The organism is Belnapia moabensis DSM 16746 (assembly GCF_000745835.1).
In the GTDB taxonomy this organism is placed as follows: Bacteria; Pseudomonadota; Alphaproteobacteria; order Acetobacterales; family Acetobacteraceae; genus Belnapia; species Belnapia moabensis.
Window position 1 is genome coordinate 18,091 of record NZ_JQKB01000058.1, and the last position, 12,880, is coordinate 30,970.

Annotated in this window: 12 protein-coding genes; 3 read left to right on the forward strand and 9 right to left on the reverse strand. The window is 71.5% G+C overall.

The annotated features are described in order from the left end of the window. Positions 1-50 precede the first annotated feature (50 nt). Both EP26_RS23220 and EP26_RS23225 read left to right on the forward strand, forming a co-directional pair. Positions 51-1,235: a pyridoxal-phosphate-dependent aminotransferase family protein gene (locus tag EP26_RS23220; RefSeq protein WP_043342215.1), complete on the forward strand. Its 1,185-nt coding sequence runs from the start codon at positions 51-53 to the stop codon at positions 1,233-1,235. Positions 1,236-1,479: 244 nt separating this feature from the next. Next, entirely contained in the window at positions 1,480-2,859 is a 1,380-nt protein-coding gene (locus tag EP26_RS23225; RefSeq protein ID WP_043342216.1) for a PleD family two-component system response regulator, read from the forward strand. Between the two features lie 61 nt (positions 2,860-2,920). Here the strand turns inward: EP26_RS23225 and rpmG are convergent, their stop codons facing one another. The 9 genes from rpmG to EP26_RS23270 form a co-directional block, all read right to left on the reverse strand. Continuing rightward, positions 2,921-3,088, reverse strand: coding sequence for a 50S ribosomal protein L33 (gene rpmG, locus EP26_RS23230; protein ID WP_043342217.1), 168 nt, complete (start codon positions 3,086-3,088; stop codon positions 2,921-2,923). A 76-nt stretch (positions 3,089-3,164) separates the two neighbouring features. Beyond that, positions 3,165-4,634 carry a CYTH and CHAD domain-containing protein gene (locus tag EP26_RS23235; protein ID WP_043342218.1) on the reverse strand — a complete coding sequence of 490 codons (1,470 nt, stop codon included), beginning with the start codon at positions 4,632-4,634 and terminating at the stop codon, positions 3,165-3,167. 26 nt (positions 4,635-4,660) lie between these two features. Beyond that, positions 4,661-5,200, reverse strand: a complete 540-nt coding sequence (locus EP26_RS23240; protein ID WP_043342219.1) for a SixA phosphatase family protein — start codon at positions 5,198-5,200, stop codon at positions 4,661-4,663. 57 nt (positions 5,201-5,257) lie between these two features. Next, complete coding sequence (locus EP26_RS23245) at positions 5,258-6,235, reverse strand: Bug family tripartite tricarboxylate transporter substrate binding protein (RefSeq protein ID WP_043342220.1); 978 nt, start codon at positions 6,233-6,235, stop codon at positions 5,258-5,260. Then, the gene (locus EP26_RS23250) at positions 6,232-7,116 is read right to left on the reverse strand and encodes a fumarylacetoacetate hydrolase family protein (RefSeq protein WP_043342221.1); all 885 of its coding nucleotides are present in this window, start codon (positions 7,114-7,116) and stop codon (positions 6,232-6,234) included. The genes EP26_RS23245 and EP26_RS23250 overlap by 4 nt, the downstream gene beginning before the upstream one ends. Positions 7,117-7,152: 36 nt before the next feature. Beyond that, positions 7,153-8,547, reverse strand: a complete 1,395-nt coding sequence (locus EP26_RS23255; protein WP_043342222.1) for an amidase — start codon at positions 8,545-8,547, stop codon at positions 7,153-7,155. 49 nt (positions 8,548-8,596) lie between these two features. Beyond that, positions 8,597-9,676: a pyrimidine utilization protein A gene (gene rutA, locus EP26_RS23260; protein WP_043342223.1), complete on the reverse strand. Its 1,080-nt coding sequence runs from the start codon at positions 9,674-9,676 to the stop codon at positions 8,597-8,599. Positions 9,677-9,731: 55 nt separating this feature from the next. Beyond that, positions 9,732-10,709 (reverse strand): Bug family tripartite tricarboxylate transporter substrate binding protein, encoded by a 978-nt coding sequence (locus EP26_RS23265; RefSeq protein ID WP_043342224.1) that lies wholly within the window; start codon positions 10,707-10,709, stop codon positions 9,732-9,734. Between the two features lie 117 nt (positions 10,710-10,826). Then, positions 10,827-12,398, reverse strand: coding sequence for a gamma-glutamyltransferase (locus tag EP26_RS23270; protein WP_043342225.1), 1,572 nt, complete (start codon positions 12,396-12,398; stop codon positions 10,827-10,829). A gap of 223 nt (positions 12,399-12,621) precedes the next feature. On the opposite strand from EP26_RS23270, the gene EP26_RS23275 reads away from it, so the two are divergent. Beyond that, positions 12,622-12,880, forward strand: a 259-nt coding sequence (locus EP26_RS23275) for a helix-turn-helix domain-containing protein (protein ID WP_043342231.1), incomplete at its 3' end; no start/stop codon positions are given.

A 12,880-nucleotide genomic window follows, 5' to 3' on the forward strand; every position in this document is an offset into this window, starting at 1 on the left:
GAAGTACATGGATCGGGCGCATAGGTCGCCCCAAGAGCGGAGACCAGAGCATGGCCTATTACCAGTCCTCCCCCGTCGCCGGCCGGCATTTCCTGCAGATCCCTGGCCCGACCAATGTCCCCGACCGCGTGCTCCGCGCCATGGACAACCCGACGATGGACCATCGCGGCCCGGATTTCGGTCGCTTCGGCGCCCAGCTCCTGGAGAAGCTCCGCACCGTCTTCAAGACCGAGGGCCCGGTCGTCATCTATCCCGCCTCCGGCACGGGCGCCTGGGAGGCCGCGCTGGTCAACACCCTCTCGCCCGGCGACCGCGTGCTGATGTGCGAGACGGGCTGGTTCGCCACCCTCTGGCGCGAGATGGCTGAGCGCCTCCAGCTCAAGCCTGAGTTCATCCCGACCGACTGGCGCCGCGGCGCCGACGTGGCCGGCATCGAGGCCGCGCTGCGCGAGGACAGGTCCCACGGCATCAAGGCCGTCTGCGTCGTCCACAACGAGACCAGCACCGGCTGCACCTCCCGCATCGAGGAGGTCCGCCGCGCCATCGACGCCGCCGGCCACCCGGCGCTGCTGCTGGTCGACACCATCTCCTCCCTCGGCTCCATCGACTACCGGCACGACGAATGGGGCGTCGACGTCACCGTCGCCGGCTCGCAGAAGGGGCTGATGCTGCCCCCTGGCCTCTCCTTCAACGCCGTCTCGCAGAAGGCGCTGAAGGCGACCGAATCGGCGAAGCTCCCCCGCAGCTTCTGGGACTGGCACCCGATGCTGAAGGCGAACGAGACCGGCTACTTCCCCTACACGCCCGCGACCAACCTGCTCTACGGCCTCGATGCCGCCGTCGACATGCTGAACGAGGAGGGGCTCGACAACGTCTTCGCCCGCCACGACCGCTTCGCCGAGGCAACGCGCCGCGCCGTCCGCCACTGGGGGCTCGAGGTGCAGTGCGAGGACCCCCGCCACTACTCCTCCTCGCTCACCGCCGTCCGCCTGCCCGAGGGCCACGGCGCCAATGCGCTGCGCGCCGTGATCCTCGAGCGCTTCAACATGTCCCTCGGCAACGGCCTCGGCCGGCTGAACGACCGGGTGTTCCGCATCGGCCATCTCGGCGATTTCGGCCCGCTCTCCCTTATCGGCGCGCTGGGCGGGGTGGAGATGGGCCTCTCCGCCGCCGGCGTGCCGCACAAGCCGGGCGGCGTCCAGGCGGCGATGGCGTACCTGAACGGCAACGCCTGAGGCGCAAGTATCGCGTCCGGCGAGACGGGGGTGTTCTAAGCAAGGGGGCGACTGTGCTATCCTGATCACGCGGAGGAGAATGGCTCGGGCTCATCTCCTCTCCCGCAACGGCGACCGGGCCTCGGGCGCTGAAGGACAGGCCGGAGCGGCGCCAGGAGCGGCGGCGCCGGCCGGTTTGGGAAGGCGATAGGATAGGGATGGAGCAGCAGACGGGTTTGCGGCGCGACAACCCTGGGGGCCCGCTATGACCGCCCGGATCCTCGTCGTCGATGATATCGCCGCCAACCTAAGGTTGCTCGAAGCCAAGCTGCTGAACGAGTATTACGAGGTCGCCCTGGCCGCCTCCGGCCCGGAGGCCCTCGCCACCGCCGCCCGCTGGTCGCCCGACGTCATCCTGCTCGACGTGATGATGCCGGGCATGGACGGCTACGAGGTATGCCGCCGCCTCAAGGAGAGCGGCGCGACGGCGCATATGCCCGTCGTCATGATCACCGCCCTGATCGACCCGGTGGAGCGCGTCCGCGGCCTCGAGGCCGGGGCCGACGATTTCCTTTCCAAGCCGGTCGACGATGCGACGCTCTTCGCCCGTCTCCGCGCCCTGCTGCGGGTCAAGCAGGTGCAGGATGCCTGGCGCCTCCGCTCCGACACCGCCCGCGACCTCGGCTTCGAGCCGCAGCCCGACCCTTCGCCGGGCATTGAGGGCGCACAGGTCATGGTCCTCTCCGAACAGGCCGAGGAAGCCGCCCGGGTCGCCGCCATCCTCGGCGCCGATGGCGTCCTGGTGGAAACCGCAACCGATTCGGAAGCCGCCCGCCGCATCCTGGTGGACGGCAATTTCGACCTGGCCGTGCTCTGCCTGCGAGGGGAGGGGGGCGACGTGCTACGCCTCGCCTCCCGCCTCCGCGCCCAGGGTGCGACGCGGGACCTGCCGGTGCTGCTCGCCGCCGATGTCAGCCAGCGCGGCCTGGTGCTGCGCGGCTTTGACCTCGGCGCCAACGACCACGTCCTCCGCCCGATCGACCCGAACGAGCTGCGCGCCCGCGCCCGCAACCAGATCCGCCGCAAGCGCTACCAGGAGCGGCTGCGCGCTGATCTTGACCGCTCGCTCGAGATGGCCGTCACCGACCCGCTGACCGGCCTCCGCAACCGCCGCTATGTCCGCCGCCACATGGAGGGCGTGCTGCGCGGCGCCGACGCCGCCGTGCTGATGCTCGACGTCGACCGATTCAAGTCGATCAACGACAGCTACGGCCACCCCGCCGGCGACGCGGCGCTGAAGGAGGTGGCGAAGCGGCTGAAATCCCATCTCCGCGCCGCGGATGTCGTCGCCCGCTATGGCGGCGAGGAATTCATGGTGGTGCTGGCCGGGGCGCCTACCGACTACGCCACCATGGTGGCGGAGCGGCTGCGCATAGCGCTCGCCACAGATCCCTTCGAGATCGCCGGCCTGTCGCTCTCCATCACCGCAAGCTTCGGCCTCGCCATCGCCACCGCTGGCACCAGCGTGAACGCGGCCGTGGCAGCGGCGGATGCCGCGCTCTACCGGGCGAAGCAGGAAGGCCGGAACCGGGTCGAGCAGGCCCGTCCGGAAGACTTCACCGAGGAAGGTGAGGGCACAGCCTGAATCGGCAAAGGCGGGCGCCTCGCGGCCCCGCCTCTCGCCTCGCCGATACCGTCAGGCTAGATTACTTGATCTTGGCTTCGCGGAAGACGACGTGCTTGCGCGCGACGGGGTCGTACTTCTTGAGCTCCAGCTTGCCCGTGGTGTTCCGGACATTCTTCTTGGTGACATAGAAGAAGCCGGTCTCGGCGCTGCTGACGAGCTTGATCTGAATGGTGTTCGACTTGGCCATGACGAAGCCCGTATATCCTGCGAGAACGTAAGGGGCCGCAACCTAGCCTTCCCTGCCCAAAGGTCAAGCGAAAGGGTCACCGCCAGAAGGGATCGGCCCCCATCAGCTCGTCCCAGGCCTCCAGCGCATGCCGCCGGGCGCGACCGGTGCGAGCGGCCGCGAAGCCTTCCACCGCCCCCACCGCCCAGGCCGGCACCCCGGCGCCGAGCGAGCCGACCAGCCCGCGCGCCACCGAGACATCGTTCGCCAGCCCGAGCTCCTCCTGCAAGGCCGCAAGCCGCCGCAGGAAGCGCCGCGAGGCCTTGCCGGGCCAGAGCGGGGCAAAGAGCTCCGCCGCATAGCGCAGCCGCTTGGCATCCAGCCGGACCTCGTGCAGCGCCTCGGCGCCATGCTCGGCGATGTCCTCCCCGCGCTTGCGCAGCCGGTGCCAGCGCTTGTCGAGCAGCCCGCCGGCGAAGTCCGTGAGCGGCTGGTCGAGCAACTCCGATTGCTCCGGCGGCCCCGCCCGCCACGGCCGCAGCAGCATCAGCCCGAGTCCCGCCAGCACCAGCCGGGGGAAGGCCGGCCCCTCCAGCATGCGCCGCAGCGCGCCATAGGCCTCTTGCCGCCTCACCTCGCCGGCCTTGAGCAGGGCGAGCAGCCGCCGGTCGCCGCCGATTGCCTCCGCCGCCGCCGCGCCCGTGCCGGCGAGGAAGACATCCCAGTCCCGTGCCGGCCCGAGCGCGGTCGCCAGCCCGCGAAGCCCCTGGTCGAACTCCTTCACTTCCGGGCAGGCCGCCGCCGCACCGAAGGATTTCAGCACCGAGCGCAGCCGCCGCAGCGCCACACGGGTCTGGTGCACCCCCTCCGGCCCCGCCCCGAGCCGGCAACCGGGCGCATGCCCCAGCATCACCTCCAGCAGATGGCCGAGGGCGGCCAGCAGCGCCTCCTCCACCGTCGCCGCCCCGGCGAGCAGCGGCGGGCCCCGGCGACGCGGCCGGGGCGCCTCACCGCGGGCCAGGGCGCGGCCCTCCTCGGCGAGGCTGGCGACGGGCGGCAGGGGATGCAGGTCGGCTAGCGCCGCGGCCCGCGCGAGCACGGCAGCCGCCGGGCCGCGCAGGGTCAGCCGGGCGACCGGCGTCTCGTCGGCGACGGCGCGCAGCTTGCCGGCCAGCAGCTCCGCCTCCACTTCGCCGAGGGCGAAGACGCTCCGTCGCCCGCTGAAGGCGGCGATGGGCACGAGGGTCGCCGCCTCCTCGGTCGGCTGCTCCAGCTCCTCCGGCGGCTGGCCAGGCCGCCAGGGAGCACCCGAGGCGGGCATGGCGCGAAGCAGCCGGCGCGGGCCACGCCGACTGGATTCGAGGGCGAGGCCCTCGGCCGCCAGCGTGCCATCGGCGGTATCCAGCCAGATCAGCTCCTCGGCCAGGCTGCGGGTCCGCCCGGCCCGCGCCGCGGTGACGGCCGCATGCCGCGGCAGCCGCTGCGCCGCCTCCGCGTCGAGGGCGAATTCCAGCGCGACCGAGGCGTCGGCCTGTACGGCGGGGCTCGCCTCGCTCTGGGAATCCATGGCAGCGTCAGGGGTCTCGAAGCGGCTCAGGCGGGCACCTCTGCGGCGGGAAGGTCACGGGGGGCGATGAAGCGCACCAGACGCGCCCCGCCCCGGTCGAGTTGCCGCCAGGTCGAGGCGATGGTGAATTCGGCGAGCGCCCCGGTCGGGTAGCCCTCGGCCAGGCGGCGCGCATCCGCCCCGCCACGGGCCAGCGCCTCGGGCCCGGCCAGCTCCATCGCCAGCTCGTGCAGGCCGGGGTTGTGGCCGATCAGCAGCAGGCTGCGCACCGTCGGCGGCGCCTGGCGCAGCTCGTCCAGCAGGCGCGGCCAGGGCGCGAGGTAGAGCGCATCCATCGGCTCGACCAGCGCCCCGTCCTCGAAGGGCGTCAGCGCCTCGAGCGTCTGCAGGGTGCGGCGGGCCGAGGAGACCAGCACGATATCGGGCGAAAGCCCCAGCTCGCGCATGGCATCGGCCATGGCCGCGGCGGAACGGCGCCCGCGCGCATTGAGCGGGCGGGCATGGTCGGAGAGGCCCGGATCGTCCCAAGAGGACTTCGCGTGCCGCAGCAGCAGGAGCTGGCGCATCGCCGCCGATCCTGCCACGGCTCGCGCCGCTTGTCCTGCCCCTTCGGCGCGAGCGGCCTACTCCACCCGCCCGATCCGCCGCACCGCCCGCACCAGCCGGGCGCTGTCGGCCCGGAGGAATTCCTCGAAACCCGTCTCGTCGCGGTAATCGAGCGCATTGCCGCCCGCGGCCAGCGCCCGCCCGGTCTCGGGCTCCGCCGCCACCGCCGCCATCGCCGCCCGCAAGGCCTCGCGCACCGGCGCCGGCGTGCCGGCCGGGGCGAAGACACCGGCCCAGATGTAATACTCCGCCTCCGGGAAGCCGCGCTCGATCAGCGTCGGCACCTCCGGCATCTCCGCCGGACGGCGCGCACCCCAGCTGGCCAGCGCCCGCAGCCTCCCCTCCCGCAGATGCGGCGCCACCGGCCCCGGCCCACTGGCCAGCGCCTGCACCTGCCCGCCGAGCAGCGCCGTCAGCGCCGGCGCCCCGCCCTGGAAAGGCACATGTAGCAGGTCGATCCCCGCCGCGGTGGTCAGCATCGCCATCGGCACATGCAGCGCCGAGTAATTCCCCGAGGAGGAGTAGCCGATCCGCCCCGGCCGCGCCCTGGCATCGGCGATGAACTCCTCCAGGCTCCGCCAGGGCGAGGCGGCCGGCACCACCAGCAGCGTCGGGTCGGCGGTGAAGAGAGCGATCGGCGCCAGCTGCTCCACCTCATAGGCCGGCGCCCGGCCGAGTAGCCGCGCCGCCTCCGGCAGGATCGCCAGCGAGGACAGCGCCATCAGCAGGGTCAGCCCATCCGGCGCCGCACGGGCGACGAAGGCGTTGCCGATCTCGCCCGCCGCCCCGGCCCGGTTCACCACCGGCACCGGCTGCCGCCAATGCCGCTCCAGCGCCGCCGCGACCGGCCGCGCCACCACATCCGCCTGCCCGCCGGGCGGGAAGGCGACCACCATGCTGACCGGCCGCCCGGGAAACTCCTGCGCGCGACTATCCTGAGCATGAGCGAGGGAGGGCAGCGCCAGCCCACCCGCCAGCACCGCCCGCCGCCTCATACGACCGGATTCTCCAGCACGCCGATCCCCGTCACCTCCACCCGCACCACATCGCCCTTCTTGAGGAAGCGCGGCGGCTGGAACCCGATTCCGACGCCCGCCGGCGTGCCCGTGGCGATGACATCCCCCGGCTCCAGCGTAATCCCGGCGCTGATGGCCTCGATCAGGGTCGGGATGTCGAAGATCAGGTCGGCGACCGCCGCATCCTGCCGCTTCTCGCCATTCACCGTGGTCGTCAGCCGAAGCTGGCGCGGATCCGGCACCTCGTCGGCCGTGAGGATCGCCGGCCCCATCGGACAGAACCCGTCGATGCCCTTGCCGAGGATCCACTGCCGGTGCTTGTGCTGCAGGGTCCGCGCCGTGACGTCATTGACGATGGTGTAGCCGAAGACATGCTGCGCCCAGTCGGCCGCCCTGATGCCCCGCCCGCCCTTGCCGATGACGACTGCCAGCTCCCCCTCGTAATCCACCGAGTTCGTCGGATCGAGGAAGGAGGGGATCGCATCCCCCGGCCCGCTGACGGCGGTCGGCGGCTTGCTGAACACCACCGGCGCCTCCGGCACCACCTCCTTCGCCGTGGCGTCGAAGCCGGAGCCGGCGAATTCCTTCGCATGCTCGTGGTAGTTCTTGCCCACGCAGAAGATGTTCTTGAGTGGCCGGGGGATCGGCGCCAGCAGCACCGCATCCTCCACCACCGGCGCCTGCGCCGCCGCCGCCCGGGCCCGCTTCAGCATCGCCTCGCCGCCGGCGATCAGCGCCGGCATGTTGTCCCACGAGACCTGCCCATCCGCCGCCGAGAGGTCGAGCACCGCCCCATCCGCCCGGAGCGCCCCCACCTTGCCGCCGGCCCAGCCGCCCCGCTTGTAGGTCACCAACCGCATGCCGCGTCCTCCAGCTTTCCCTCCGGTGAAGCAGAATCAGCCCGGTTGGGCCAGCGGTATGGTGGCCGCCACCTCCAGTGCCCGCGCCCCGCGCAGCACTAGGTCGTCGCGGTAGAGCGCCGCCGCCAGTTGCACCGCCCGCGGCATCCCATGCTCGTCCAGCCCGACCGGCGCCGAGATCGCCGGCTGCCGCGTCAGGTTGAAGGCGAAGGTCCAGGGCGCCCAGTCCCGCCACAGCGCCTCCGCAGGCCGGATCGTCGGCTGATCGGCGGCGAAGGCGGCGGTCGGCGTCGCCGGGCAAAGCATCAGGTCGAAGCGCTGGTGGAAGCGCGCCGCCGCATGCGCCGCCTCGATCCGCAGCGCCTCGGCACCGAGGAAATCGACCGCGCTCATCCCCTCCTCGCGCTCCGCCACCTCGACGAGGCCCGCATCCAGCAACCCGCGCCGCTCCTCGGGGATGCCCGCCACCAGCCGCGCCAGCGCCACGCCCCAGACCCGGCCGAAGATCGCCCGCGTATCCGGCAGCCCCGGATCGGCCTCCTCGACGATGGCCCCCTGTTCCTCCAGCAACTGCGCCGCACCGGTAAGCGCCGCCTCGCCATCCGCATCCAGCGGCGGGCCGAAGCCGAGCCGCCGCACCAGCCCGACCCGCATCCCGGCCACGCCCTGCTCGATGCCCTGCCGCCAGTCGCGCCCCTCATCCGGCAGGCTGAAGGGGTCGCGCAGGTCGTGCTGCGCCATGGCCGAGAGCATCAGCGCCGCATCCCGCACCGTCCGCGTCATCGGCCCCGTGACGGCGACATGAGCGAAGGCACCCAGCGGCCATTGCGGCACCCGCCCGAAGCTGGGCTTCAGCCCCACCAGCCCGCAGAAGGCCGCCGGGATACGAATGGACCCGCCCGCATCCGTCCCGATATGCAGCGGCCCGAAACACGCCGCCCCCGCCGCCCCGGCCCCGGAGGAGGACCCGCCCGGCGTCCGCTCCCGGTTCCACGGGTTGCGGGTAATGCCATGCAGCGGACAATCCCCCGGCGACTTCCAGCCGAATTCCGTGGTCGTCGTCTTGCCGAGGATGACCGCCCCCGCCGCCTTCAACCCGAGCACGGAGGGCGCATCCTCCGTCGCCGGCGTGGCATCGGTGGTCTTGCTGCCCCGCCGCGTCGGGAAGCCGCTGAGGTTCAGCAGGTCCTTCACCGTCGCCGGCACGCCGTCGAGCAGCCCCATCGGCCGCCCCGCCATCCAGCGGGCCTCGCTCTCGCCCGCCGCCTGGAGCGCCCGCGGGTTCATCGCCGCGAAGGCATTGACCCAAGGGTTGTAGCGGGCCACCCGCTCCATCACCGCCCTCAGCACCTCCACGGGGCTAAGCGCCCGCCGCGCATAGAGCGCGAGCAGGGTCTCGGCGGACATCAGGGCAGGATCGGTCTCGGCCATGGATCACCTTCGGGCGGGCCCCCAATCTGGACCCACCCGAGGCCGAGGGCTAGGCGGCGAGCTTCACATGGCTCCGGCACTGCATCAGCGGCTGGATGCGTGTGCCGAAATTCTCCATCCCCACTAGGAAGTCGTCGAAGGCGAGCATGATGCCCTTCACCCCCGCCATCTCCGCCGCCTCGTCCAGCATGCGCGCGATGCTGGCATAGGAGCCGACCAGCGTGCCCATGTTGAAGTTGATCGGCGAGGGCGAGCGCTGGATCGCCGCCGCCATCGAGGTCGACTCGGTATTCACGTCAGCCGCCGCATGGCCCAGCAGATGCGCCAGCGCCTCGCGGTCGGCGCCGCGGTTGTAGAGGTCCCACTTCACCATCGCCGCCTCGTCCGTCTCGTCGGCGATGACCATGTAGAGGATGTAGGAGCCGACATCGCGCCCCGTCTTCGCGGCCGCCTTCAGCATCCGCCGCGGCACGTCGATGCACCTCTGCGGCTCGTTCACCCCCTCGCCGAGGGCGAAGTTGAAGTCGCAATACTGCGCCGCGAACTCCATCCCGCGGTCGCTCTGCCCGGCGGCCACCAGTTTGATCGGCACCGAGGGCGGCGGGCTCATCTTGCACTCGTCCATCTGAAAGAACTCGCCCTTGAAGTCGCTCGTCCCGGTCTCCCAGAGCTGCTTCATGATCTGGACGTATTCCGTGCTGTAGTCGTAGCGCTTGCCGAAATAGGCATCGCCCGGCCACATCCCCATCTGGCTGTACTCGACCTTGTGCCAGCCGGAGACGATGTTCACCCCGAACCGCCCGCCCGAGATGCTGTCGATGGTCGTCGCCATCCGCGCCACGATCGCCGGCGGAATGGTGAGCACCGCCGTCGAGGCATAGAGCCTGATGCGCGAAGTGACCGAGGCAAGCCCCGCCATCAGCGTGAAGCTCTCAAGCCCATGGTCCCAGAACCCGGTCTTCCCACCGAAGCCGTGCAGCTTGATCATCGAGAGTGCGAAGTCGAGGCCATAGCCCTCGGCCATTTGCACCACGCGCTTGTTGAGCTCGAAGCTCGGCATGTATTGCGGCGAGGTCGCCGAGATCAGCCAGCCATTGTTGTTGATCGGGATGAAGACGCCGATATCCATGGGCACGCCCCTCTGCGATGAACCGCAGAGGGGCACGCAATACTCATGCCATGGATCAGGCAGCGACGATGTTGAACTGCCGGGCGATGCCGGTCCAGGTAGCGATGTCCTGCTGCATCGCCGCGACGAAATCCCCCCCGAGCGGCACCGGATTGCGCGGCAGCGTCACCAGCTCCTCGCAGCGGGCGCGGAGCACCGGCGTCTCCAGCAACGGCGGGATCAGCGCCGTGACCCGCTCAATGATCGGCTGCGGCAGCCCCTTCGGCGCCGAGAGGCCGAGCCACTGGCTCGAGGTCAGCTTGCCATAGCCCAGCTCCGCGAAGGTCGGGATGTCCGGCAGCGCCGCCAGCCGCCGCGGCGCGGAGATGCCGAGGCAGCGCAGCGTACCGTCCTTCAGCAGCGCGACATTGGTGGTGATCGGGTCGATCATGCTCTCGATGGTGCCCGCCATCAGGTCCTGCATCGCCGGCGCGCTGCCGCGATAGGGCACATGGTCGAGGTTGCGCGCCCCGGCCTCCGCCCCGAGCATCACCCCCAGCAGATGCGGCGCCGAGCCGATGCCGGACGACCCGTAGCGCACCGGCACGCGCCGCGCTGCCTCGAGATACTGGTCGAGCGTCTTGTAGGGCGAGCCCGCCTTCACCAGCAGCACATTCGGCGCCTCGACCAGCATGCCGAGATGGGTGAAGTCGGCCACCGGGTCGAAGGGCAGGGTGGGCAGCGTCGCCGTCGAGAAGACATGCACCGAGGCATGGCTGACGAGGAAGGTGTAGCCATCCGCCGGCGCCTTGGCGACGACGTCGGTGCCGATCACCCCGCCTGCCCCCGCCTTGTTCTCGACGACGACGGTCTGGCCGAGCGCCTGGGCCAGCGGCGGCGCGATCAGCCGGGCGACGGTATCGACCAGCCCGCCCGGCGGGAACTGCGCAACCAGGCGGATCGAGCCGCGCCCCGGCCAGCCATTCTGCGCCCGCGCGAGTCGCGGCAGCAGGGCAGGGGCGGCGAGGGCGGCCAACAGGTGACGACGATGCATGCTCTGCGCTCCTTTGCGGCAGGGCAGAGGCGGATTGCCGTCAGATGACGCAGACCTCACGTCTCGGCTGCCGCCTTGCCCTCGAACAAGGCGGCAGCAGCAAGGAGCGTGCCGCGGTCAGGCGGCGACGGCCCCGCTCCAGGGGCTCATCGCATCGCTGATGCCCGTCGCTACGCCGCCCGGCCCGCGCTGGATCAGGTTCGGGCAGGCGAAGTTGAGCGGCATCACCGCATGCTCGACGACGGTCGGCACGCCCGGCAGCGCCGCCAGCACCTCCGCCGGCAGCCGCCGGTCCGCGGTGACGCCCTCCGGCCCGGAGACGTCGATCCGCGGATGATGCGCGGCATCCTCCGGCGCCATCCCGAATTCCGCGACGAAGGAGAGCAGCTGCAGCACGGCCGCCAGGATGCGCCGCCCGCCCGAGGCGCCCGCCGCGATCTCCGGCTGGCCGCCCGAGGCGAGGATGATCGGCGACATGTTGGTCAGCGGCCGCTTGCCCGGCGCGATGGCATTCGGCGTGCCCGGCTGCGGGTCGAACCACATGACGCCGTTGTTCATCAGCACGCCCGAGCGCGGCAGCACCACGCGGCTGCCCATGGAGGAGAGCAGTGTGGTGGTAATCGCCACCATCATCCCGTCCTTGTCGCAGGCGGTGAGGTGCGTGGTGCAGGTCTCCGCCCCTTGCGGCTCGGCATCCCCAAGCCCCGCGAGCCGCTCCGCATAGGCCGCCTGCATGGCGCGGGCAAAGCTGCCGTACCAGGCGGCCGAAGGCGCCGCGCCGGTCGGCACATCCGCCATCAGCTCCAGCACCCGGCGCATGGTCGGCGCCGCCGTCAGCCCGTTCGACAGCATCAGCGTCCGCCCCCGCCAGGGCACCGCGACGGCGGGCAGCACCCGCGCCCGGCACCCGCCCAGGTCAGCGGCCGAGAGCACCCCGCCCAGCTCCCGCGCATCGGCCGCGATCTGCGCCGCGATCTCGCCCTCGTAGAAGTCGCGCAGCCCCGCCTGCTGCAGCCGCTCCAGCGTTGCCGGCAGGTTGCCGAGCGGGAAGAAGCCCGGCGCCCCCTGATAGGGCGTCGTCGGCGGCAGCCCGTTCGGAAGGTAGATCCGCGCGCTTTCCGGGTAGAGCCGCAGCACGCTCGCCGAGCTCGCCACCTTCAGCGTCGTGTACCAATCCGCCGGCAGCCCCCGCTTCGCCAGCGCCACGGCCGGCGCCAGCACCTCCCGAATTGGCAGCCGCCCATGCCGCTCATGCAGCAGCGCATAGCCCGCAACCGCCGAGGGGATGACGAAGGAGAGCGGCCCATGGATGTTGCGGTCCCCCTCCACCTCCGGCCAGGAGAAGAGGTCCTGCTTCATCCGCCCCGTCAGCGGAAAGGCCGAGGCATCGAGCCCCGCCGGCGCGACGGGCCCGAAATCGATGGTCTCCGCCGGCGCCATCCCCGGCTTCATCACCTGCGCGAAGCCGATGCCGCCCAAGCCGCTGTTCCACGGCTCCAGCGTGGCGAGGGCGAAGGCCGTGGCGACCGCCGCATCCGCCGCCGTCCCCCCGGCGCGCAGCATGGCGGCCCCCGCCTCCGCCGCCACCTTCACCTGCGAGACGACCATGCCCCCGGCGCCGCTCGCGCCCGGCTTGCGCAACGTCCAGTTCTGGCTCTCGTGCTCTGGGAGGGGGAAGGCATCCGTCATGGCAGCAACTCCGGCGATCGGCGTGCCGGCATCGTCCTGCCGTGCGCCCGATGGGGCAATCCCCCATGAGCGCCCATCGAGGCCGGTCCCCTTCCGCAGCCCTGCCGCGGAAGGTGCGAATAATGCGGCGAGGCCTAATACCAAGTCTCCGAGAGCATGACTCTCTGGGGATTCCCAGACTGACGGCGCTCTGATTCAACGTGGCGAGCAGAGGAGCTTCGCCATGCCCATCCCACTCCGAGCTGACTTTGACGCAGCTGGGCTTCGTGCTGCGGCTCGCCGAACCAAGGATGCGGCCCAGGCCCGTCGCCTGTTGGCCTTGGCTGCCGTTTACGACGGAGTGTCGCGCACGGAGGCCGCCCGGATCGGCGGGGTGACGGTGCAGATCGTCCGGGACTGGGTGGTGCGGTTCAATGCCGAGGGTCCGGCTGGGCTGATTGACCGCAAGGCGCCGGGCCAGGCGTCACGGCTGAACCATACCC